We start from the raw sequence: 22304 nt of genomic DNA, 5'->3' as shown, positions 1-22304 counted from the left end.
TCATGAAAAAATTGTTTATGTTAATACTTTTAATACCACTTAATACTTATGCTGATGATCTAGATAAGACTTACGAATTGATAGATCAATTTCATGCAAATCCATTATCCTTAAACATTCCAGAAAACGATCAAAATAGAATTAAACTATACCGTTCTATTAGTCAAAATATGACTGAAATAAATTTAAGAAAAAACAATGTTGTGTCTAAGGCATTTATTGTAAATATTGAAAATAGTTGTAATTTGCTTAAAGTTGCGAATGCTGAAACAGTTAGCTCATCTTATTGTAAGGCAGCATTAAACATAAATCTGAATGGTAGACTTTAGGATGACTAATATGAAAACATTATTAATCACTTTAGGATTAAGCATATTATCTTTAAATGTATATGCAAATACTAATTATGAAAGTAATTTTAAACGAATTATTAATTCATCATGTGGTGAAGAAAACTATGGTGAAAGTTTAAATTGTTATGCCAAACAACAAAAACAATTTAATGATTTAGCAAATGATATTCGTGGAAAAAATCCACCAAGTTCTAAAATACCTGAGTGGAATAGAGCAGTTAAAAATATTAATAATCTTTATCTGCTTTGTGAAAAGATTTCTAAAATTGAGAACCCAATGGCAGGGGCATTCAGTACAACTAATTCAGAAGGGTGTAAGAGTGATGTATTAGCTATTACCCCCTACAAAAGTTATCAAATATTCAAAAAATGAATATAAAAAAACCGCTAATAAATTAGCGGTTTTTTGAATCATTTATATTGTTTTTGAATGATTTTCAAATCACGAATTAATTCATCAAGTTCACTCATAACTTCTTCACGTTCTGCTTGATCGATAATTTCACCCTTTGAAAGTTTAGATATACGATCCAGACTACTTTTGCCACGATCAGCAATTTCAAAAATTACAGTCTCGGTAAACTGTGCAGGGGAATTCTTTTCACCTTCGGTTTTTTCCTCATCGGTTGTGAGTTTTACTTTTAATTTATTAACATCCTTCATGCCTAAAGATTTTCCAGTGCCTACATGCTTATCAAGCCATTTGGTCACTTCCTCATTGAACTCTTTAGACAAAGATGTAATTTCATACAGTGCAGAAAAGTCTTTCGCTAGTCCACGATTGTACAGTTCTTCAAGATTTTCGATAATGTGTTTAGAAACATCCTTAGTTAGTGCAACGTATTTAGAAGTTTTGGCTTCTGCATATCCTAATGCCGTTCCAATTTCTTTTTGTTTATGTAATTTATTCGCAATGAGACGATTTATACTGCGACTAATATCAAAAACAGTCATATCATCACGTATGATGTTAGCTGTGAGTTGATCAAGCTCACTAAATTCATTCTTGATCACAGCAGGAATTGTTTTTAAACCTGCCAATAATGCATTCTTTCTACGTCTGTTGCCGTCTTTTACAATATAGTGACCAGATCTATTAGGATCTCTTACAATAGTAATAGGCTGCAAAATACCACGTGCTTTGATGCTTTCAATCATAGCCTCATCTTCCTTAGAAGAATGAAACTTTCGTGGATTATCTACATCCTCATGAATGATACTTAAATCTACTTCTATTGCATCCATATTTTGTGCAACATTTACATCTTTCGATACTGATTGCATTAATAATGACATTTTTATTCTCCATTATTTTTATTTGCTAATTTAAGTTGTTTGCTAATTTGCTCAAAAAGTGTGTTAAATGTTTTACGCACAGGTCGAGTCGATGTTTTTAGAATATGCCATGTTGCTACGCCTAATACGGCAGCTTCTTCGATGACATTTTTATTAGGTATATGTAGGATTTCACCGTTTTCATAATAGATAAGCCCCATTTGTTTACCTTCCATTTCAATACCTTTTAGTAGCTCAGTTTGAACTTGCGATTTTTTATCAACTAGATTAGGAATTAAACCTCCAATGATAAGACTTGGATTCCAATCTTTTTTGATTTTGTTTGCAAATTCTAAATATGAAGCAATACCATCAATTGCATAAGTCTTTAATAGTGTCGGTATCAGCACTACATGAGAGACTGACAAGGGAACAAGCAAAAGATCACCTAAAGTTGGTGGAGTGTCAAAAATAATTATCGTTTTGTTTTTTAAAAGATTTTTCAAATTATCTTTAAGCGTATTAATATTTTCAATGGTCATGTTTGATCCCAAATTTGCCAGATCGATATCAGGACTAAAAATTGAGATTGTACCATTTATGTTGGATAGTTGAGACTCATTTAAAGGTTTATTAAAAAGATCTACAGCTTTGCCTTTAAGCACTGTACTGACTTCTGGTTTTTTTACATAGTCAGGAAGATTAATGGATTTATTAAATTTAAGAAGGTGATCGGAACTGTTACCTTGATTATCTAAATCAATAACGATGACTTTATAACCCTTTTCAGCATAATGAAATGCTGTATAAACTGTAAAAGTGCTTTTACCAACACCGCCTTTACCATTTCCGATTGCAAGAATACCTGCATCTTTTGCTGTGATAGAGTGAACCATTCTCTTTTATCCTTATTTAAATTAGGATGAACTCATGCTTAAGCTCGTTCACCACTTGCAAATTAGAATACAGTAGAATTTAGATTTATGAAAGTATTTTTCTAAATAAATTTCATATATGAAAGTTTATGCCAACCTTTTTAAATTTTTGTGAAAACATCATTGATACTTATATCTACATCAGGTACATCAAAATTATAGAGATCATCTAAGGTTTTAATTGCATCAGGATAAAAATCGATTGGGTTAGATAATTGATCTTCTATCGATGAAAGGGCAATGTTAGGCATAGCTCGGCTAGTAAGACCATCAATAAGAAATACATTAACCCAAGCAGGAAAAACAAATTGTGCTGGAGTGATTTCAAAAATATTGAGCAGTAAACCTTTAATATTTAAATGTGAATTTTTTCCAAAAACTTGAGGTGAATTTAAAGTACCAATACACTGATTAAAAATTTCAGTTAAACTATTTTCAGGGATATAGTTAAATACATAAACTATTGTTTTTTCTTTGTTTTTTGTTATAAAAGTTTGCGATCTTAAACTATATTTATCCATTTTTATGTATTCATTTGGAGTATTTTCATTAGTATCTAAAAGCTCATGGAAAACCATATTGGCTTTATTCAACATTTCGCTGGCTGCAAATACATCTTTGATATGTAATGGATTATTTGAATGAACTAAACGATCAATAAGAAAACTTTTATCCGTTAAATTTTTTTTAAATACTTCAATGAGTTCTGAATAATTCATCTGTCATCCTAAAAAATTACGACTATTTGATCGATAGTGCTCTTTCGTATTTACATTTGTGGTGGCTTTAATAGGAATTTTATCCTGTGAGTATTCATTGATCACTATTTTTTTAAACCCTTTATAAGACTTGCTGACTGAGCCTAAAATAACGAATTTAAAATGAGGTATATATGCTTTAAGTTGTTCCATGTAGATTGCACTTAAAGGGATGCTAATCGTTAAACTCTTAACTGATATTTTATCTTCGCTGATTACATTTTTATTTTCATAATCAAAGGAAGGTATCTTGATTATCAAATAGTTATCAATGAACGACATGTATTCAATACAAATTTCATCTAGCCACCAAAAATCAGCTTCTTGAGCAAAGAATAAAAAATTCTCTGGATTGTTATCATCTAATCCAAATGCAAATAAACTAGCTTGCTGTTGGTTGAGTTCAATACTGGAATGAGGATTTTTCTTTTCATATTGATAATTAAATGAACTCAAGAAACGCATAAGGTACAACCAAGCTCTAACACGTAAAGCATTGGATGAGGCAAGAACGATTTCTTTATCTTTTAGTTCTTCTAACGCTTTAACAACTAACGGTGATAATTCGAGCATGGTTCTTACCTTTACTGACTTGGAGTTAATTCAGTAGTGATTTTCTTATGTTCACTAATGATTAATTTTAAAGCACTGTGTTCACTGATCCCTTTTACATTTGAGATATTATTTACCCATTCATAGCATTTAGAATCCAATATTTGTTCAATATCTGATTTGAGTTTTCTACTTCGTGCTGAACGGTTATCATCGATCAAAAGTTTTTCGATATTGGCATACTGTCGTAGGCGTTTAATATCACATTTGCGAATGCCTAGTAATTTTCCAATTGAGTTGTCATTAGAACCTTGCTCGATATAAATAACATATTGATTAAGATTAGAATACAAATGCAATGTGTTTAGTATGTGATCATGTCCAGTTACAATCAGACGTTCTACATAGGCAGCAGTTTCAGCATCATCAATACTGCGGTTGCATTGATCAATTATTTCATTAAAAGTTTTTCGATCTTGAATATCACATACTAAACGAGACTTTTGACGAGTGACCTCAATCAAATGTGAAGTACCATCAATATGATACTGACTTTGAATTTTGGAAAACTCCAAATTATTTAAGAGTGCCAAAGCGATTATAAATTCAGAAGACAGGTCTCGATGTAATTCAAAATTCTGGGTTATCGCTCTGGTATATGACTGTATTGGTAATCTACGCTCAACAATCCATATTGCTGTATCAAAAAACGTGATGATGTCTGAAATTAAGCGATCACTGAAAAGAGGGTAGATCCGCTTAGAATTCTTAATCGGATTTTGAAAATGTGATTTTTCTCCATTTAATAAATAAAGACTCAAATCCTTATCTTCTGTAAAAAATCCATTCTCAAGACGTTTATAATCAAATGCGTGGTCATTACCAGCTATTAGATTACTAAGATCCTTATAATAAATACCTAAAGATGATTTTCTTCGCTCTTTCTGTCTCATATTTAACCTTAATTAACTTCTGCCAAACAACCTAAATCATTATCTGCAAGTTTAGGTACACCCATTTTGCCTTGAACTCTCGTGACTACATCTTCTGCTATTTGCACTTGTTTATCAATTGACGCATTTGAATATGGGTTTTGAAGTGCTGCTGAATTACCATTATTTGAGATGTATCTTCCATATAATGATATTGCGATATAAATTAATAATACAATTATTAAAAGGGATATAATTAATTGTGAAAGGCTGAGATTTTGTCCCATGAAATTGTAGGTACGTGGCGCAGTAGCTATAGATTGATTATAGGAAGGTTGGAAGGCGTAATTTCCTATTGAATTTAAAGAACCATGTTGATTGTAAGTTTGAGAAATTGAATTAAAAGCATTGTTCCATTGACCATTTACATAGTCTTGTAATTCTTGCTTAGTGTACCATTCATAAAAATTAGATTTTTTGTCATAAGATTTGGGGTAAACAGTTAATTTAATATCTGCCAAATCATGAGTTTTAAAGCTTTTAATATCCGCAGTCGCATCAGATATTTTTATTTTAGGTTTAAAAGTGATGCTTTTAGTTGGAAGTTCACTATTATCTATGTTGTCTGCATATTCACCAAACTCAATATCATAATCAATTGAAGGAACAGCAGGTAAAGGGATAGAAATTAATCTTGGTGTATTGTTATGTGCTGTACTGTCATTATCGAAATCAACCTTGATTGATAGGATATTTGCTATGTCATAGTCCCGTCCTTGATAACTGTGAATACCAGTTTCAACGATAGGTTGGTGTGAGGTGTCAGGGAACTTGGGTGTTTTATTAAATATTTTCATTATATTTTCCCGAAAATCATTTCTAAAATACTGTTATCAGATACACCAGTTGTCATTTTAGGTTGACCTGTCTTTTTATTCAGATAGAAAGCTGATGGCACAGCAATGGTATTTCCACCTACTGATTGTTTAAAAGCTTCAACTAAAAATGCTTGGTTTTCATCAATTGCTTTCTTATCTTCTGCACTGGCTTCTGGTAATCCAGTCGTATCTTTGGAGAATGCTTTACCAAGTAGAGTAGGATCTTTTAATGTAGCTGCACCTAATTTGTATCCATCTTCGGATTGCTTTAACAGTACGGTAGGAATCCATTTTATTGAAAATCCTTTCTCTACATATTTACGTGTAGCTCGGTAAGCATCGTGACAATTTGGACAGCGAGGGTCGTAAAGTATATAAAGCGTATCAGCATCAGATCCTTTACCTTCTTTTGCACCTTTTAATTTACTTAGCATTGCAATAGCAGGAGGGTTTTCACCCTTCCATTCCCCTACGATTTCAGCAAAATCTACTGAGCCTTGTGGAGTGACTTGACCTTGAGAAGCTAAGGCTTGTCCACCTGCAAATTTTTGTTGTGCAGCTTGTAAAAGAGGAAGGCTAATACTATCCATACTATTAGAATCAAAAGCATTACCTGTAATGACTACACTTTCATCCTTAGTTGTAAAAATAATTTGAGGTTCACCATTCACTATTACAGTCCATGCTAGCAGATCACCATTAATTTTATTAACTTCCTTAATTTCACCCACTTTCGCTATATTGTTATGTAGAGTTGGGCTGTAATCATTACTTTTGGCAGTAACAGATTGAGCAGCATTTGGATCTGCTTTGGTTTCAACATTGTCCTTATTTTTAACAAATATTAAGAAATAGCATAGAGCAAATATAAGGGCAGCCAAAATTAAACCAATTATTAAGCTTTTCAGCGAAATTTGTGTTTGTATGTTTTGCTGTCCAAGTGTTTTATTAGACATTTTAAACCCTTTGATATTTATTGGGGGATAAACAAATAATACAATATTTTAAAAAAAACATATATGCAAAAAATAAATATTTTAGTCTGTATTTTTGTTTATTTCTTTTATGTATATATCTGGATTAGTGTACTTATACCGCTTAAGTGATTCATTTAATCCTAGCCAAGCATAACTAAAATCAGGGGATACCTTTTTACGACTGTAATAGCATTCGGAAGTATAATGTGAGAAGGCTGCTATCTGCTCAGCAAAAATTGAAGGTCTTCCAACATTTTGAACCAAAGCCCATAAGGTACGATCGTACATTCTTAACCAACGCATTTCGCATGGAGCAAGTACGCCCAATGTACGTGCTTTATAGATGATTGCGATTAATGCACTAGAGGCGTATGCATGTTGACTAAAAATCTTTTGAGAGACTGGATGGTTCCAGTATTTATTTACATAGCTTTCAATTTTTTTTCGATTAAACCCTTTATATTCTCTTGGAGTTAAAAGTTTTTCATTGATAAAACCTTTATCATTTTTCAGTTGATTCAGTGCGACTTTCCAAAAGTAATCGAGTAATTGATCTTTCTGTTTTAAGATATTTTTAAATTCTTGATCAGACATATTCTCATCTGTAGCGCATGCAACTGGTAAAAAGATTGCAAATAAATTGATTTCTCCATCGGTTAAGTTGCTTGGTTGATAAATTAATTGACCAAGTTGTTGCATCATAATCTTTTTAAATTGTACTTCTTTTAAAACAGGGTAAAAGTTGTCTTTTTGAGAATTGGTCAATTGATCAGTTTGATTAAAGTCTGCGATAGTTTCGATTTCATATTTTCTAAATCCTGAAGCCAGTTCATTTTCAGCTATAAACTCTCTAGGCGATAGCATAAAGCGGTAGAAACCTTTATCTGTAGACGTTTTGGATTGAACAAAGTGCGTAATATATTTGAGATGAGGATAAATTCCTCCTAATTCTTTAATTAGTGATTCTAAGTCATGTTGTTTTGCATAACGTACATCAGGAATATCTTTTAAGTTTAAAGTATGTTTATACCAAACATAACCAACCATTGCAGCACCAATTAAAATGGAAGGAAATAAATTATTAAGGTAATAAAATTCAAATGTAATTGTTTTGGTATTCACAGTACAATGTAACAATGGATTGTACAAATGGTTATGATCTGGATAACAGAGTTTTCCGATAGTATTTGTTGTAAAATTTAAAAATTCAGCTTTGCTATTAGTTAGCTTTTGAATTGCTATTTGTATGTACCAAAACGGTAATTCAATAATGCCAAAAATAATTCGTGTACTCTTAATAATGAATTCATGACCAATTTTCCAAGTACCCCAGAAAAATGCACAAACAAAGCCAACTAACATCACAATAACTACAAGTGTGTCTGCACTTGAGTCACCACGATTGATATTATTTTGTTCCACTTCCAACTCCTTTTTAAGCAATAATGATATGCGACTAGTTCATATTGTTTTCTGGTTCAGGTTCATTGGGGGATCAATGAATTTTTCAGTTTTATTTGTTGTAGTCAAATTAGCTATATCAAAATGTTTTGTATATGCATCAATCAAGGTGGATGTTGCTACTGCATCACTGTCATAACTTGCACTCATAACTTGAGCATTTAAGAGAAAATTAGAATTTGCATTTAATATTTTAATGCACTCAGCTAAATAGGATCCAAAACTCAAATTAAAAAATGTATTTTCAAGTTGAGCTACTTTGACACTATTTTTTTCGACACAACGATACTGGTAGTACATATATAAATGATAAGTGAGAAAACTAGACCTCTCATAGAGTGCGGTTAGACAGTAGATTTCTCTATCACCCAACTTGTAACCTGGTAAAAAGTTAAAAAATATTTTCATTATGAAACCTTAATACAGTTTTATTTTTTAATTCACCCAAGAGTCCTACAATATTTTTCATAGCATCCTTCTGTTGATTTAAGAAGAAATAAGTTACCAAATGTACATAAAACTTTTCAGGAACCAAATCTGGAATCTCTGAAAGCGCATTTAAAAACACATGCTGTCTGGTGGGTAATTTATCTAAGCTGATCGAGACTTTTAAGCGAAATAATTGAGGCATCATTCACCTCAAGTTTTTGCCATGAAAGCAGCACATTTATACAAACCTCTTGCATTAGCCAATTCTGGATCTTTAACTAAATGAATGCTGTTATATTCAAGACTATTGATTAACCGTTCGCCAAGTGTAGTAGAGCCACCACCCACCAATAAAACGGCTCCTAAATCTTTTCTATCTTGCACATGGACTTTTACCTTATTGACGATTTGATCTATGACTTTTGTTTTTGGGTCGTTTACTAAATGACTAATATCAAAAGACTCTTTGGCAAGTGAAAATTCACTAGGGGAAATTTCTTTTGCCATTTTCTTTAATCCTATTAAAATTTGAATAACTTATTTCTTACGTGGAGATTTGATTTTTCCGAAAATCAAACAACGGATATATTGAAAAATATAGGCGTAAGGCATCTTTAAGACATTTTCAATGATGAAGCAAATAGGTAAGGCAATTAAGGATGTAAAAAAGATATATGGCATAGAGCGATACAGCATTAACCCGATGATGATGCCAAATAATGCAACGAGGTTTAGTTTATAAAGTTGAGGAACATTTGTACTTTTGCCCCAATCAATAAAATTATTATTGTCCATAAATACCTGCCTATATGTTAAGCCAGAAGTGCTTCATAACCTTCATTTGAAATCTTTCCAGACTCAAATAGGTCTTTTGCTTGAACTTCAAAATTTGGTGTCGAAATATCAGTACCTTCAACATTGTTATTCATAATTTTGCGGATTTCTTGAACCACACCTGCGTATCCTGATTTACTTATTGCTAAGTCAAGTAGTTTAGTTTTGAATGAGCGTGTAAAGAATAGAGTTTCTCGAACAGCCATTTGCTTTGCGTCTGCTGTTTGAATAAGACGTTGAGCAATGAAGACATGTGCAGTAGTAATAATTTCTGTCAGCTTATTTGAGCGTTGATCTTCAGGAACAAGCTCTAATAGACGAGGTAAAATTGAGGATACATCGTTACTGTGCACAGTTGATAAAACAGGATGACCAGTTTGAGATAATTCTATAGCAGCAGAAAATGAAGTTGGATCACGTAATTCGCCCACCAAAATTAAAGCAGGTTTTCTTCGCATTGCTGCTCTTACACCTAAAGCGAATGATTGGTAATGTTCTGGTACTTGGCTTTGAATGATGATTGAATGTTGACTTTGAATTCCGTTGTATCGAAATTCAATAGGTTCTTCTAGTGTTAATATATTGCCTTGAATATGTGTTTCCTCTTCAAGAATATATCGTAAGTATGAAGATAAAGTTGTTGATTTTCCTGAACCTGTTTCACCTGCCATATAAAGTATACCGATTCGAGGAATACATCTTTTTACATAGCTTTCGTCTATCCCAATATCAGAATACTTTGGAGGATTTGAAGGGATTAAGCGCATGGTGATCTGGAAGGAATCATTACCGACCATATCAATACAAGCACTAACGTTACATCGAAATAAAACTTTATCTTTATCAATTGCTGTAACAGTGGTATCACCTTCATAGGAATGTTCTTTTGTAAATCCTCTACCTGAGTTTGCAGCATCAGGATCATACAAAGAACAATTATAACGAAAGTCTAGACCTATCCCTTTTCGAATTGAAGAAAGAGATTCAGAGCCATTAATGAAAGACAAGTAGCTATTAAGATCTGTTGGCATAATCAAGTTTTTAGTAATTGCAAACATTTTTCCATATTGTCTAATCATGACTGGTCGCTCTGCTTGAATAAAAACATCGCTAGCTGAAAAATCATTAGCTACAGTCAAAATTTTTCTAATATCTTCTTCTGATTTGATCGTAACAACAGAAAGGTCAATTTTGTCATGAATCAACATTCGATAATTATGTTTTAAAAGTGGATCTACATTATTTAGATATACCTCTTCTTCATTCACAGATTTATTTCCTTCATCTACATATAAAGATGAAGGAATAACGATTTCAGGGGCAGAAGCCATTTGGTCTTCAAGATCCATTTGATCGTCTAATTGTGAAGTCATAATATTATTCATCCTGCACTTTCTCTAATTCGCCTCAATAGCGACCGGAGTAACGAACTCAAGATCAGCAACACCATATTGATTAGGCACATTGCTCACTGGAATTACGTATTGAACAGGTTCTTTATTTGCTTTGACTTTTGAGCGTTCCAATATTGAAATTGTATTAGTATTCCATTTGCGAGTGTCATCAACAAAACGAGCCAATTGAGTAATCTGGAAGTTTGATTGATTGAGCATCATGGTATTACCAGTGCCAACTTGAGAAACATTAGAACGTGCAATAGCTGGCATCGTAATTTTTCCACTCAATACAAATTGATGGAATTTCAACATACCTATATAAGATTGATTTAAACGGTTAAGTTGATGAGAAAAAATAGCATCAGCCTCTCGAACACCTTCTTCAATACCTTTGTCCATTGCCTTTTTAAATGCTTTTTCTTCTGCAGAGTTTTTAGGTTTTAATTCGTTTGGCAGTGCATCAATACCTACATCCTGAGATTCAATATTAAAATTTAAGAAATCTCTCCAATCAGGAGGTAAGTGTGAGAAACGTGCATTTTCTTTAATTTCGTAACGAGTGCCCAACACTGAAAATGTTTGTGGTGTTGATACATCTGAGATTTGATGTGCTTCGATAATCACTGGAGGAACAACGACTGTATTAATCATTAATCCACGATAGTTATAAATGGTATCTAATTTTCTAGAATTGTTTTCAATGATACCTGTGATTTCACTAAGTCTAGCTCTCAAGCCATTACGTCTAGCCGCATCGGTAACAATTGTATTGATTGCTTCAATACGTGCATTTGCTTCTGCTTGTTTTGCAGAATCAGATTGAGAAACTATGATTGGTGTTTGTTGTAGGTAATATGCATAATTTGGTAAATCAGCCATTGCGATAATCCTCTTAATAGTAATTATTTATGGATTAAAGTAATTGTTTTACTTTGCTCATCGATTTCTACATCGGCAGATTTGCCCAACTGGTGTGCTGTATCACGTACTAAATCAAATCCAGTCATTTTACGTTTATGAAAATTGACTATTGGTAGTTGATGAATATTACCTGCTTCGACAAATCGATATCCGAAGCGATAAGCTACACTTTGCAATAAAGTTTGAGGATCACCGATAAAATCAACAGTTAGAACATCTTTACGAATATTTGAATTGTTGATTGCTAAATTATCGAGATACTCTCTTTGTGCTAAAGCGTACGTTTGTTGTTCCGCAACAGCATCTTGAGCAGATTTGCTTAAGATAGCCAGAGGAGATTCAACATCGAATTTAGGGGAAGGAACATAATAATAACTTTGACAGCCTACCAGACCTGTTATTGCTAAACCTAAAGAGACTACTGAAAGATTTTTCAGTAATAATGAAGATGAACGTACTTTATTCATGTGTACACCATATTTTTGTTCGCTTAATTGTTAATCAAGTGCCTAAGCATCTTGTGGTCTAAGTATAAATTCTAAATTTTAAAAAATATATAGTATTAAAAAATAAAAATATTGAAATTTGGGATCTTGATTTAAATTTCGAAAATTAACCTAAGGCTGTGTACTAACTTATGAAACAGAGCATTGTTGAAAGTTAAGGGCTTTATAGACACTAGGCTAAACAAAAATAATGAAAAAGCTCAAGGACTGAACAAAATTAATTGCAAATTAATCAGAATTACATCAAAAATTATCTAAATGAAAATTTAGTACGTCTATTAGCCAAAGTTAAGTAAAAATATTTATTTTAGGGATCAATTTAGACAAACAATCCACTTTAGTTTTGACTAGCTTTAAATATAATTTATGGTAAGAATTACTTAATTAAAAAATAATATATTATTTATTCTGAATGATATCAAATAATTAAAATTTAGTCCTAAAATATTTCAATAAAGATATTTGTTTTTTATCAAAGCTTTAAAAGTTATCGTTTAAATTTTATATACAAATAAGTATTTAATAAATAATAATTTTAATAATAAAATTTAGATAGGATTAGTCTTTGATTAATTTGAAGGATTCATCCATAAAGAATTAAGGTATTGATGATATTCCTAAGAGATGTATTCGTGTATAAAATTACGGGTAACGGACAAGCTGTATTGCAAACGCTTAATTAGCCAACAAAACAAAAACGTAGTTTTTGATGTTATCTGGTGCAATTAGCATCTTATAATACAACCTATAAGATCACATGATGACTTATGAAATGAGAAATCCATGAATAAAAGTATTGATGTTGAATTCAATATTCAACAATATCCAAAAAATGTGAAAGGTTTGATAGACCGTGTAGATTCTTATTCACCAAGTACAGCGATTAGATATACTAACGTCTGGAATAAATTAATTAAAAAATATGGTGAACAGAATAAGATTTTGACTAGTCCAGATGAGGTATTAGAAAATATAGTTGATAATATTATTTCTGAATATTCAAATAATGAGTTTAGAACATCTACATTCCGACAATATCGAGCAGCAATCATTCATCGATTAAGTATAATCCTTAAAGATCAACAAAACTCCAAAACCAAAATAATTAGTTTGGCAAAAATATCACGTATCTTTGACAGTCTTAAGAATGTAGATCTCATAAACCAAGATGCTAAGCAGCCAAAAAGATCAAGTAGTGCGAAGTTAAAGTACTTTCCTAAAGATCTTTATGAACATGTTCAGAACACAAAAAATCAAGTTTTTGGTTCAAAACTTGGTGTAATGTTGAAATTTTTTTTAGAGGCAAACATTAATTTGGGTCTTAGACCGATTGAATGGTTAAGTCTTCGCTTGGCATGTGATATAGAAAAGCAGTGTCTATGTCTTGTAGTTGATAATGCTAAGAACTCGCAGGGTCGGGCTAATGGTGATTATCGAATTCTCGATATAGCTGAAACTGATAGAGAAAAACTTAGAAAACAGCTTAAAATTATTTTAGGCTTTAAAAGATTGCTAGATATCGAGCTGGAAAAACGAGCAAAAGCATTTTTACTGAAGAGATCCAGAGAGACAGGTGAAACTTACAAACTGTATTTGGCAAGTAAAGAACCTGATCAAATGGTTTATGAATACATCAGTGCGGCTACTATTCACGAAGGACTGACCGCTAACGGAATAAATATAGCTAACGATAAATTCGCTACATACAACACTAAGAACTCGCATGGATCTATTGCCAACGGACTAAATTCAGAGGAGGGGAGTAAAGATGATCATCAAATTAAGTTAATAAATCCAATCAATCAAAATTTAGATAATTTAATTAATTCTAATCACAAAAATGAAAATCCGCATCTAAGCGCTGTGCTATTAGATGCTGTAAATGCTTCAGTCATTGAAAGTTATGTTGATCAATGGGGAAATCCTCAGTATGCGTTATGTCAAGCGTATATGGACACATTGCAAAAAAAGTTATATCGCATTAGTAATGAATATTTCAAAACTAAAAAATTAGGACTCAAAGAAGATATTGAAATGAATCGGTTGAATGCCTCGATTTACAGTACTCGACACCAAGCGGTAGCGAACCGAAAAAAAGCGAAGTGGAATCTAGATGAAATTGCTGCTTGGTTTGGTCACGCTAGTATTCAAACTGCTTCACGGCATTATAGTCGTGCAGGTAGAGGTTGGGGGGAGTTGGTAAGTTATCAACCGTCCAAGCAAAGTATCGAGTTGGTTAGGATTCGTGAGGCAATTATTGAAACACAACATGCATCTATGACTCATCATGAATATATAGATCAGGCAATATCGGATTCTTATTTAGATGATTTGTTTTAAGATTAATGCCATAGATAATAGAAAAAATCCTTCAGTTTTTAACTGAAGGATTAATATTTAAAATGTCTGCGAATTTATTTAGGAAGATTTAATTTAGTACCATATTGATCTAGTGCCGTAACCCATCTAAGCCAACTCTTAATTATAATGATAATATCGATATGACTTCCGTCTTTATATAATGGTGCATGTGCCTATACGGGCTCTATTCAATTACTTTTGAATTCTATCTATTTTTACAATTGCTTAATCATATTCATGTGAATAAATAGTCTCATCGGGTTATCTGAAAACTCAGTGAAGATTCCTACTTTGTTGGGCTTTGTTGCATAAAGATTTAAAAGATAATACTTCTCCAATTAACTCAAATTTAAGGCATAACTTGGGTATGTGGTCGACCTAATTCCGTAAATCTGTTGAGGACTGCTACACGTGCATGAATCTCATTGACTTGGCTTTGAAAGTTTCTCGAACTGAGTTTATCCCCTAATAATTTTATGCAATGCATCTTGGTTTCGACCAAACTTCGGCGATGATAGCCTGACCATTTTTTCCATAGTGTCCTACCTAAACGTTTAACTGTCCGAAGTAATTCATTTCGCTCTAGCGAGCTGGTCTTTGTATCTTTCCAAGGTTTCGCATTTATTCTTGGTGGAATCACTGCATGCGCTTGTCGGTCTGCGATGATCTGACGGCATTGCTTGGTGTCATAAGCCCCATCAGTATAGACGGAGTCAATCTGTTCTTCTTGTGGAATCTGATCCAGTAAATCACCAAGCACCTGTGAATCACTCACATTGTTGGTTGTGAGCTGAATAGCGCGTATTTGAAGGGTTTCAGCATTGATACCAATATGTAATTTACGCCATTGGCGACGATATTCAGGCTGATGTTTTTTACGTTTCCATTCCCCTTCACCTAAAAACTTTAAGCCAGTAGAATCAACGAGTAGATGGAGACCATTACTGCTTTTTTGATAGTTAATTGCAATATCAATATGCTTTTGTCTTCTACAAATAGTGGAATAATCTGGGGCTGTCCAATCTAATCTACAAAGATGAATAAGACTTTGAACAAAGCCTGTGACCATACGTAAAGACAGACGGAATAGAGATTTAATCATCAGACAGCATTGGATATTAACATCAGAATAGGTTTGATTTCGACCATGTTTGCCTTTTGGTTGAGCGTCCCATTGAGTTTTGGGATCAAACCAAATAGAGATATTTCCTCGATTTATTAATGCTCTGTTATAAGAAGACCAATTGGTTGTACGATAGATTTTAGGTGTGGGCTTATTCATTTGAGAATTATAATTTTGAATAACCTTTTAACGGTAGGTTTATGCAACAAAGCCAATGGCTTATACAAAACGGAGGTGATTGAATATTTAAAAGCAGATTGGCAAGGTTTAGCAGATGTACAACTTGCGACATTAAATTGGGTAGATTGGTTCAATAAGAAGCGTATACACAGTGCACTGGATTATGTATCGCCTTTTGATTTTGAAGCAATGTACTATGATAAGATTAACCTGTTAGGTCAGGTGGCCTAACTTAAATAAAAAGTCTCCGACAAACCCGGTACGGTTCAAAGTAAGCAACCTGATTTGGTGTATCAAGAATTGTGGGGTGTATTTATAGCTTATAATATTTTGAGACGGCAGATGAAATTTATCGCTCAACATGCAAATGTCAGTCCTTTAAGGATCAGTTTCCATATTGCATCCATAGGCATTATCAATATCTTAAGACATACGCCTTTAGAGTCAGCAGTAAACTTACCTAAACATTTAGCACAATTATTTGAACAATCAAAAATATTTGTATTACCTGAAAAAAGGCAGAGGCAATGTCCGAGAGTCGTGAAAATTAAAGCACAAAAATATCCAAGAAAATGTCAGTCAATTTCTTAACTGACTGGCATTACGACAGGATGTCGGGGTTTTTTATTGCCTAGATATTTATTTTGATGTAATCAATCACAATTTGGTGATATGATATATATCAATGATACCTATTTTTTAGGAGGTAAATATGGAAATTGCTAAAGTATTTCAAACAGGGCGTAGCCAAGCCGTTCGCTTACCTAAAGCATTCCGTTTTAATGGGACTGAGGTAGCGATTAAGAGTTTTGGTCGAGGTGTTTTGTTAATGCCGATCGATAATCCTTGGGATGTGATGCTGGAAGCAGTCAATGAATTTGAGACTGGATTTCAGTTAGAACGAGCTGATCAAGGTGAACAAATCCGTGAGGAGTTCCTATGATTTACCTCTTAGACACAAATATTTGTATCTATGTGATCAATCATAAGCCTCAGCAAGTTTTTGAACGATTTAAGCAATACCAGCTTGGTCAGCTTGCTATTTCAAGTATTACGGCATCTGAGCTGGCATTTGGTATAGAAAAGTCTGGATCTGAACGTAACAAGCAAGCATTAAATAAGTTTTTGTCACCTTTAGACATTCTACCTTACGATGAACATGCAATTTGGCATTACGCTAAATTACGCCAAGACCTTCAATCAACAGGAAAAACCATTGGTAGTTTAGATATGTTAATTGCTGCTCATGCCTTGGCGTTGGATGTTGTGTTAGTAACAAATAACACAAAAGAATTTGAACGTATCGATGGTCTAAAACTAGAGAATTGGGTTTAATTGTTATATCTAGCCCTATATAAGGCTAGATTTCGCATAAGCGCCATTATGTTAATTTTAAAATAATTTACAGGCTCGGCTCAGTAAACCTCAAAAACAACCCAAGTTCTATATATAGAACTTGGTTGTTTTTTTGAAGTATTAATTAAATAAATTATATCTTATTGGTACTTATCTAAATTTGTTTCTGGACCATCTTTGACAACTGCTTGTGCCTTCGCATAGCTTTCCATTAAGCATTTATATTCTGGGCATATATGTTCAGAAATAATTTCAGCAAAGCGTGAACCTTCAGCACGATTCCAAGTTCGCATTAACTCAGCGACAATGGCAAATGTATCTGTTGGAATTGCTCCAGCTTGTGTTACTCGCGCAATCGTTGTATCCGTGGCCATCTTGTTCCAGTTTCCTGATGCATCCACAACACAATAAACATTATAGCCTTCCTGACGTGCACTTACAGCAGGAAATGCCATACAAACACTGGTAAGTGTTCCAGCAATAATCAGGGTTTTTCTGCCTGTTTTTTTAATTTCATCTACAAATAGCGGATTATCCCAAGTATTAATTTGTCCAGTACGTGGTACATAGACTGCATGGGGAGCATATTGATGTATTTCTGGGATTAATGGGCCATTAGGACCATCTGGTACAGATGCAGTTGTAATGACTGGTATGTTTAAAAGGGTCGCTGCTTTTGCAATTGCAGTAACATAGTTTCGTAAGTCTGGTACAGGTACATCGCGTACTGTATTAAATAATCCGCTTTGATGATCGATCAGTAAAATAACCGCATCATCTGCATCTAGCATTCCATTAGTAGCTGCCATGAGTAACACCTCTAAATATTTAGAATTTTGTATCTAATTGATTATATAAAATACTTTAAGACGAGATAGCCATAAGACTCTAATAGCATAAGTATTTAAACTTTCCCTAAAGAAATAGTCATACCTGTCTTTTTATAAGGTAATGAAAATCATCCATTATAAAAAGCTTAGGTATGTTCTGAATTGTAAAATATAGAGTATGTTTTTAGCTTAATTTCCTTCAATTTAACACAATGGGCATTATGCGAAATAAGCCTTTTAAATATCATATTTTTCAATTGCTTATTAAATTCATCTCCCCTATGAAAAAGTAGAAACTCTACTTTTGTAATATCTTGGCTGCTTTTTAAACAAGTTTGTCACTTTTTGCCTATAAAATCGATTAAAAAGTAATCAATATCGACATTTCTCACCATTCTACCGATGTTACAGCCCTGAAATTATCCGCAATTTCTGCGGATAATTCTAGGGATAAATTCGAGTCGATGTAAGCTAAAACCTACAACACTTTAAGGTATTGGCGAATAGGAAGATCCACCGCAATTTCATATCATGAACCCATAGCGAGCAGGATGCTCCAGATAACAATAAGACGGAACAACAAGGAATGTTAAAGGTACGACAGGAGTCAAACCTCAAGCATTAAATAGCAAAAACTCCGACAGGATGTCGGGGTTTTTTATTGTCATTTGCAAAGTCATTCAATCATCTTTAAAATATAGGCTATAATCTATATTGTGGTTGTAATATGTGGACAGTCATTACAACGGATCTGTTTAATGAATGGCTTGAACAGCAAGATGAAGCAACACAAGAGAAAGTCTTAGCTGCATTGGTTGTTCTGCAACAGCAAGGGCCAAGTTTAGGTCGTCCTTTAGTCGATACCGTCTACGACTCTAAATTTACCAATATGAAGGAACTACGTGTCCAACATCGAGGTAAACCACTTAGGGCATTTTTTGCATTCGATCCATTACGACAGGCTATTGTGCTGTGTATTGCTGATAAGAGTGGTAAAAAGCGTTTTTATACAGAGATGCTCGCTATTGCAGATCAGCAATACGAACTTCATCTCTCAACTTTAGGAGAAGAATCTGATGGCTAAGACCTTGCAAGAATTATTAGCTAGTCGCTCTCCAGAGAGCCAAGCTCGTATTAAACAAATAGCCGATGAATTATTACTGGAAAATCAGCTTTACCTCATTCGTGAAGAATTAGAAATTTCTCAAAAAGAATTGGCTGAAACCCTTGGTATTAAACAGCCATCACTTTCAGCAATCGAAAATCGTGGAAATGATTTGAAAATTTCAACCATGAAGAAGTATGTTGAAGCAATGGGCGGAAAACTCCGCATTGATGTAGAGCTTCCAACAGGAAAGCATATCGGATTCAATGTCTAATAATTAAAATGGGAGCTGTAAGGCTCCTATTTTTAACTTCACATAAAATATTTGTTAAATAAAAAAGAATCTAGATATGATTTTTATTTAAGGGGATAAAATTAATTATTAATCTAATAAAATCAATTTATTAATTTAAAACTACTATGCTAAGATGAAACTGCCTTGCATCACTGCCTTAGCATCAAAACAATGTGATCTCAATAAGGCAGCCATGATTCAAGGTATTTTAGAAAAAACGTTATGGATAACGACAAAATAAATACAGGGAGAAATAATGGACACTTTAGCAATCCTCATCTCATTGGCATTACTGATGTTTTTTGCTTATCGAGGTATTTCAGTACTGATTTTGGCACCAATTATGGCGGCTATTGCCATCTTGCTTTCTGGTGACATGCTATACATGATGCCGCAGTACACTGAGACCTTTATGTCGGCTTTGGGCGGTTATATTTTAAAGTTCTTTCCTATTTTTTTACTGGGTGCCTTATTTGGACAACTAATGGTTGATTCAGGTGCTGCATCCAGCATTTCAAACTGGATCATGAATAAATTAGGGTATAACCGAGCTATTTTGACCGTGGTATTAGCATGTGGTGTATTGACTTACGGTGGGGTATCACTGTTTGTGGTCGCTTTTGCTATTTACCCCATTGCCAAATCTATGTTTCAAGCAGCAAACATTCCAAAACGATTAATTCCAGGTGCCATCGCTTTGGGCTCATTTACCTTCACCATGACCGCTCTACCTGGTTCACCTTCCATTCAAAATGCGATTCCTATTCCTTTTTTTGGGACTAATGTATTTGCTGCCCCTGGCATTGGTGTCATTTCCGGTTTAATTATGTTTGGTTTGGGCTGTATGTGGTTACAAAGCCGTGCCAGTAAAGCCTCTAAAAATGGCGAAGGATACGGTATTGATACCCAAGAAGCAGAGAAGTTAGAAGATTGCGTAACCTCTAAAGGTGAAATGCCAGTATTCTTGGCATTTTTACCCTTGCTGTTGGTTATTGGGGTAAATGCTTTGTTCACTTACATTCTTTTTCCAAGCATGGACTTCAGTTCTTTCAAAGAACTCTATCCAAAATTAGATCCTATCAAACAAACAGGTTTGTGGGCATTGGTTATTGCTTTGATAGTAGCATGTTTAAGTTTGATTTTATTACGTTTAGGCAAGTGGAATAACTTAAAAGAAACCGTGAATAAAGGTGTGTTGGGTTCAATGTTACCAATTTTCAACACAGCTTCTGAAGTGGGTTATGGTGCCGTCATTGCATCATTGGCTGGCTTCGTGATTATCCGTGACATGGTGTTAAATGTATCAAGTAATCCATTAATTTCTGAAGCCATCGCCATGAACATTTTGGCAGGCATCACTGGTTCTTCTTCTGGCGGTATGTCGATTGCCTTATCGACTTTGGGTGCCGATTACCTAGCCATGGCGACTACTGCTGGTATCAATCCTGAATTATTACATCGTATTGCGGCATTGGCGGCAGGCTGTCTAGATACCTTGCCTCACTCAGGTGCGGTTATCACCTTACTGGCTATTTGTGGCATGACACATAAGCAATCTTATGGCAATGTGGCAATGTGTACGATTGCCATCCCAATGGTATCGGTTGTTATAGCGATTACTTTGGGTACGTTTTTCGGTTCATTCTAATTTTCTCTATTTACAGGATGCTATAAAGCATCCTGTATTTATTTTTAAGAATTAAATATGCAATTTAAATGGTTTCTAACAATCTAATTTCGCATAAGAGATTTTATGTTAAATGCTGACTTATTTTTAAACTTTTCTTGGCAATATTCGGAAGGTTACTCAGTGTAACTTAACTGCTTTACTATAGAACAGTTCTACTTTTCAAGTGATTCAATACAATGATTATTAAAACCCTAATTCTTAAATCTAAAACATTAAGTGATCTAAATAATTGCCATATATGGATAAAAATGGAATTAATGCGGCCATCCGGTTCTTTAGGACGCCTTTTTAATTTTGCAACTAAAGAAATGCTAGCTGAAGTGATCAAAGGAATCCTCGAGCGGACTGGACTGCTATTGATCCTCATACTATAGAAGATGTGTACCTATCCGGAAGGAGCTCAAGGGAATAACGTTGCACGCATTGCAGCTTTGTTAGCTGGTTTATCTGGCTCATCGCTACAGCTCAAATTGAGGCAGGACTTGGGGAAGTCATTTCGGTCGATTTCTCAGAACCATTAGACTTTGTCCAATTTAAATGTTGAATCTTATCAATGACTAAATTAGCAAAGGAAGATTAATTAAATCAAAATAGCCTAAGTAAATCTAAATCCCCTATACGACTGTTTAGCTCTGATTTCCTGAATACTATTTAATTTAGTGTTCCTTCCGTTGTCGGAATATTCTTTGCGGTAGCATCTGAATTGTGAGTTCTTTTATACCGTTGACTGATTTTTCCGATTTATGGATAAGGGTAGGGTACTTGGCTAAGATTGTGTTTTGAGCGTGTTATTTTTCCATTTACAGAATATATGTCAGTGAATGGAATTAAATACCGTTGGTGGAATAACCATACCAATAATGAGAAAAAACAATAAATTGGATCTGTAATAATTAGAAAACTTGTAGAACACGTAGTTGAATATTTCCAGGAATGGAATTATACCGTAAATGGGATAATACAGGGGACGGTCTTAGCTTTATATAAGGTTAGTATTTAGGTGATGTATCTTTCAGTGAATGGTATAAATCCGAGTATGGAGTAAAATCAGTAAATGGAATTTAAGTCCGACAATGGAAGTTTGAGCAGAAAATTAGTAATGAGAAATGCGGATCGAGTTTTGGAATAGTGAGTTTGTTTTACTTAGGCTATTAAT

At 33.7% G+C, this 22304-nt stretch carries 26 protein-coding genes and 1 pseudogene; 10 read left to right on the top strand and 17 right to left on the bottom strand.

The genetic code is table 11. The annotated features are described in order from the left end of the window. Positions 1-2: 2 nt before the first annotated feature. Both HUS24_RS16105 and HUS24_RS16100 read left to right on the top strand, forming a co-directional pair. Positions 3-329 carry a hypothetical protein gene (locus HUS24_RS16105; RefSeq protein ID WP_173912972.1) on the top strand — a complete coding sequence of 109 codons (327 nt, stop codon included), beginning with the start codon at positions 3-5 and terminating at the stop codon, positions 327-329. A 10-nt stretch (positions 330-339) separates the two neighbouring features. Beyond that, complete coding sequence (locus HUS24_RS16100) at positions 340-726, top strand: hypothetical protein (RefSeq protein ID WP_173912971.1); 387 nt, start codon at positions 340-342, stop codon at positions 724-726. Between the two features lie 38 nt (positions 727-764). Here the strand turns inward: HUS24_RS16100 and HUS24_RS16095 are convergent, their stop codons facing one another. The 15 genes from HUS24_RS16095 to HUS24_RS16025 all read right to left on the bottom strand — a co-directional run bounded on the left by HUS24_RS16095 (position 765) and on the right by HUS24_RS16025 (position 12169). Next, positions 765-1649, bottom strand: coding sequence for a ParB/RepB/Spo0J family partition protein (locus HUS24_RS16095; RefSeq protein WP_173912970.1), 885 nt, complete (start codon positions 1647-1649; stop codon positions 765-767). Positions 1650-1651: 2 nt separating this feature from the next. Continuing rightward, on the bottom strand, positions 1652-2524 hold the full coding sequence (locus HUS24_RS16090) for a ParA family protein (RefSeq protein WP_173912969.1): 873 nt from the start codon (positions 2522-2524) through the stop codon (positions 1652-1654). 140 nt (positions 2525-2664) lie between these two features. Beyond that, on the bottom strand, positions 2665-3282 hold the full coding sequence (locus HUS24_RS16085; protein ID WP_173912968.1) for a hypothetical protein: 618 nt from the start codon (positions 3280-3282) through the stop codon (positions 2665-2667). 3 nt (positions 3283-3285) lie between these two features. Continuing rightward, on the bottom strand, positions 3286-3894 hold the full coding sequence (locus HUS24_RS16080) for a hypothetical protein (protein WP_173912967.1): 609 nt from the start codon (positions 3892-3894) through the stop codon (positions 3286-3288). A gap of 11 nt (positions 3895-3905) precedes the next feature. Next, on the bottom strand, positions 3906-4826 hold the full coding sequence (locus HUS24_RS16075; RefSeq protein WP_173912966.1) for a hypothetical protein: 921 nt from the start codon (positions 4824-4826) through the stop codon (positions 3906-3908). Between the two features lie 8 nt (positions 4827-4834). Then, a complete protein-coding gene (locus HUS24_RS16070) occupies positions 4835-5662 on the bottom strand; it encodes a hypothetical protein (RefSeq protein ID WP_173912965.1) in 828 nt (275 codons plus the stop codon). Next, positions 5662-6639: a hypothetical protein gene (locus HUS24_RS16065; RefSeq protein WP_173912964.1), complete on the bottom strand. Its 978-nt coding sequence runs from the start codon at positions 6637-6639 to the stop codon at positions 5662-5664. The genes HUS24_RS16070 and HUS24_RS16065 overlap by 1 nt, the downstream gene beginning before the upstream one ends. 81 nt (positions 6640-6720) lie before the next feature. Beyond that, the gene (locus tag HUS24_RS16060; protein ID WP_254433887.1) at positions 6721-8082 is read right to left on the bottom strand and encodes a hypothetical protein; all 1362 of its coding nucleotides are present in this window, start codon (positions 8080-8082) and stop codon (positions 6721-6723) included. 39 nt (positions 8083-8121) lie between these two features. Continuing rightward, positions 8122-8529 carry a hypothetical protein gene (locus HUS24_RS16055; protein ID WP_173912963.1) on the bottom strand — a complete coding sequence of 136 codons (408 nt, stop codon included), beginning with the start codon at positions 8527-8529 and terminating at the stop codon, positions 8122-8124. Beyond that, positions 8513-8752 (bottom strand): hypothetical protein, encoded by a 240-nt coding sequence (locus HUS24_RS16050; RefSeq protein ID WP_173912962.1) that lies wholly within the window; start codon positions 8750-8752, stop codon positions 8513-8515. The genes HUS24_RS16055 and HUS24_RS16050 overlap by 17 nt, the downstream gene beginning before the upstream one ends. 8 nt (positions 8753-8760) lie before the next feature. Continuing rightward, entirely contained in the window at positions 8761-9057 is a 297-nt protein-coding gene (locus tag HUS24_RS16045) for a hypothetical protein (RefSeq protein WP_173912961.1), read from the bottom strand. Between the two features lie 30 nt (positions 9058-9087). Beyond that, complete coding sequence (locus HUS24_RS16040) at positions 9088-9345, bottom strand: hypothetical protein (RefSeq protein ID WP_173912960.1); 258 nt, start codon at positions 9343-9345, stop codon at positions 9088-9090. A 17-nt stretch (positions 9346-9362) separates the two neighbouring features. Next, complete coding sequence (locus HUS24_RS16035) at positions 9363-10757, bottom strand: ATPase, T2SS/T4P/T4SS family (RefSeq protein ID WP_254433886.1); 1395 nt, start codon at positions 10755-10757, stop codon at positions 9363-9365. A gap of 24 nt (positions 10758-10781) precedes the next feature. Next, on the bottom strand, positions 10782-11660 hold the full coding sequence (locus HUS24_RS16030; RefSeq protein WP_173912959.1) for a type IV secretory system conjugative DNA transfer family protein: 879 nt from the start codon (positions 11658-11660) through the stop codon (positions 10782-10784). Between the two features lie 23 nt (positions 11661-11683). Next, positions 11684-12169, bottom strand: coding sequence for a DotD/TraH family lipoprotein (locus HUS24_RS16025; RefSeq protein WP_173912958.1), 486 nt, complete (start codon positions 12167-12169; stop codon positions 11684-11686). 822 nt (positions 12170-12991) lie between these two features. On the opposite strand from HUS24_RS16025, the gene HUS24_RS16020 reads away from it, so the two are divergent. Beyond that, a complete protein-coding gene (locus HUS24_RS16020; protein WP_173912957.1) occupies positions 12992-14548 on the top strand; it encodes a hypothetical protein in 1557 nt (518 codons plus the stop codon). Positions 14549-14918: 370 nt separating this feature from the next. Here the strand turns inward: HUS24_RS16020 and HUS24_RS16015 are convergent, their stop codons facing one another. Next, positions 14919-15851, bottom strand: a complete 933-nt coding sequence (locus HUS24_RS16015) for an IS5 family transposase (protein ID WP_173912956.1) — start codon at positions 15849-15851, stop codon at positions 14919-14921. Between HUS24_RS16015 and HUS24_RS16010 the strand changes: the two genes are divergently transcribed. The 4 genes and pseudogenes from HUS24_RS16010 to HUS24_RS15995 all read left to right on the top strand — a co-directional run bounded on the left by HUS24_RS16010 (position 15801) and on the right by HUS24_RS15995 (position 17207). Beyond that, on the top strand, positions 15801-16103 hold the full coding sequence (locus HUS24_RS16010; RefSeq protein ID WP_368033939.1) for an integrase core domain-containing protein: 303 nt from the start codon (positions 15801-15803) through the stop codon (positions 16101-16103). The two genes, HUS24_RS16015 and HUS24_RS16010, sit on opposite strands and share 51 nt — an antisense overlap. Positions 16104-16136: 33 nt before the next feature. Continuing rightward, a pseudogene (locus tag HUS24_RS16005) lies at positions 16137-16463 on the top strand (DDE transposase); the annotation flags it as partial. Between the two features lie 121 nt (positions 16464-16584). Beyond that, the gene (locus HUS24_RS16000) at positions 16585-16815 is read left to right on the top strand and encodes an antitoxin (RefSeq protein ID WP_173912955.1); all 231 of its coding nucleotides are present in this window, start codon (positions 16585-16587) and stop codon (positions 16813-16815) included. Further along, positions 16812-17207, top strand: coding sequence for a type II toxin-antitoxin system VapC family toxin (locus HUS24_RS15995; protein WP_173912954.1), 396 nt, complete (start codon positions 16812-16814; stop codon positions 17205-17207). The genes HUS24_RS16000 and HUS24_RS15995 overlap by 4 nt, the downstream gene beginning before the upstream one ends. A gap of 161 nt (positions 17208-17368) precedes the next feature. Here the strand turns inward: HUS24_RS15995 and HUS24_RS15990 are convergent, their stop codons facing one another. Further along, positions 17369-18037 carry an isochorismatase family protein gene (locus tag HUS24_RS15990; protein WP_173912953.1) on the bottom strand — a complete coding sequence of 223 codons (669 nt, stop codon included), beginning with the start codon at positions 18035-18037 and terminating at the stop codon, positions 17369-17371. A 748-nt stretch (positions 18038-18785) separates the two neighbouring features. Here HUS24_RS15990 and HUS24_RS15985 point away from each other — a divergent pair. From HUS24_RS15985 to HUS24_RS15975, 3 genes are all read left to right on the top strand, one after another. Next, on the top strand, positions 18786-19142 hold the full coding sequence (locus HUS24_RS15985; protein WP_173912952.1) for a type II toxin-antitoxin system RelE/ParE family toxin: 357 nt from the start codon (positions 18786-18788) through the stop codon (positions 19140-19142). Then, complete coding sequence (locus tag HUS24_RS15980) at positions 19135-19437, top strand: helix-turn-helix domain-containing protein (protein ID WP_173912951.1); 303 nt, start codon at positions 19135-19137, stop codon at positions 19435-19437. The genes HUS24_RS15985 and HUS24_RS15980 overlap by 8 nt, the downstream gene beginning before the upstream one ends. 274 nt (positions 19438-19711) lie before the next feature. After that, complete coding sequence (locus HUS24_RS15975) at positions 19712-21106, top strand: GntP family permease (protein WP_254433889.1); 1395 nt, start codon at positions 19712-19714, stop codon at positions 21104-21106. Positions 21107-22304 lie beyond the last annotated feature (1198 nt).

Origin of the sequence: Acinetobacter sp. Marseille-Q1618 (assembly GCF_902809855.1) — a bacterium.
In the GTDB taxonomy this organism is placed as follows: domain Bacteria; phylum Pseudomonadota; class Gammaproteobacteria; order Pseudomonadales; family Moraxellaceae; genus Acinetobacter.
This window is presented reverse-complemented; position numbering and strand designations above follow the sequence as displayed.

Coding starts and splice junctions, on each gene's coding strand:
- HUS24_RS16065 (WP_173912964.1), bottom strand. CDS start 6,639: ATGTCTAATAAAACACTTGGACAGCAAAACATACAAACACAAATTTCG.
- HUS24_RS15985 (WP_173912952.1), top strand. CDS start 18,786: ATGTGGACAGTCATTACAACGGATCTGTTTAATGAATGGCTTGAACAG.
- HUS24_RS16070 (WP_173912965.1), bottom strand. CDS start 5,662: ATGAAAATATTTAATAAAACACCCAAGTTCCCTGACACCTCACACCAA.
- HUS24_RS16085 (WP_173912968.1), bottom strand. CDS start 3,282: ATGAATTATTCAGAACTCATTGAAGTATTTAAAAAAAATTTAACGGAT.
- HUS24_RS16040 (WP_173912960.1), bottom strand. CDS start 9,345: ATGGACAATAATAATTTTATTGATTGGGGCAAAAGTACAAATGTTCCT.
- HUS24_RS16075 (WP_173912966.1), bottom strand. CDS start 4,826: ATGAGACAGAAAGAGCGAAGAAAATCATCTTTAGGTATTTATTATAAG.
- HUS24_RS16045 (WP_173912961.1), bottom strand. CDS start 9,057: ATGGCAAAAGAAATTTCCCCTAGTGAATTTTCACTTGCCAAAGAGTCT.
- HUS24_RS16015 (WP_173912956.1), bottom strand. CDS start 15,851: ATGAATAAGCCCACACCTAAAATCTATCGTACAACCAATTGGTCTTCT.
- HUS24_RS15995 (WP_173912954.1), top strand. CDS start 16,812: ATGATTTACCTCTTAGACACAAATATTTGTATCTATGTGATCAATCAT.
- HUS24_RS16055 (WP_173912963.1), bottom strand. CDS start 8,529: ATGAAAATATTTTTTAACTTTTTACCAGGTTACAAGTTGGGTGATAGA.
- HUS24_RS16090 (WP_173912969.1), bottom strand. CDS start 2,524: ATGGTTCACTCTATCACAGCAAAAGATGCAGGTATTCTTGCAATCGGA.
- HUS24_RS16100 (WP_173912971.1), top strand. CDS start 340: ATGAAAACATTATTAATCACTTTAGGATTAAGCATATTATCTTTAAAT.
- HUS24_RS16020 (WP_173912957.1), top strand. CDS start 12,992: ATGAATAAAAGTATTGATGTTGAATTCAATATTCAACAATATCCAAAA.
- HUS24_RS16000 (WP_173912955.1), top strand. CDS start 16,585: ATGGAAATTGCTAAAGTATTTCAAACAGGGCGTAGCCAAGCCGTTCGC.
- HUS24_RS16025 (WP_173912958.1), bottom strand. CDS start 12,169: ATGAATAAAGTACGTTCATCTTCATTATTACTGAAAAATCTTTCAGTA.
- HUS24_RS16050 (WP_173912962.1), bottom strand. CDS start 8,752: ATGCCTCAATTATTTCGCTTAAAAGTCTCGATCAGCTTAGATAAATTA.
- HUS24_RS15980 (WP_173912951.1), top strand. CDS start 19,135: ATGGCTAAGACCTTGCAAGAATTATTAGCTAGTCGCTCTCCAGAGAGC.
- HUS24_RS16030 (WP_173912959.1), bottom strand. CDS start 11,660: ATGGCTGATTTACCAAATTATGCATATTACCTACAACAAACACCAATC.
- HUS24_RS16095 (WP_173912970.1), bottom strand. CDS start 1,649: ATGTCATTATTAATGCAATCAGTATCGAAAGATGTAAATGTTGCACAA.
- HUS24_RS16035 (WP_254433886.1), bottom strand. CDS start 10,757: ATGACTTCACAATTAGACGATCAAATGGATCTTGAAGACCAAATGGCT.
- HUS24_RS15990 (WP_173912953.1), bottom strand. CDS start 18,037: ATGGCAGCTACTAATGGAATGCTAGATGCAGATGATGCGGTTATTTTA.
- HUS24_RS16080 (WP_173912967.1), bottom strand. CDS start 3,894: ATGCTCGAATTATCACCGTTAGTTGTTAAAGCGTTAGAAGAACTAAAA.
- HUS24_RS16105 (WP_173912972.1), top strand. CDS start 3: ATGAAAAAATTGTTTATGTTAATACTTTTAATACCACTTAATACTTAT.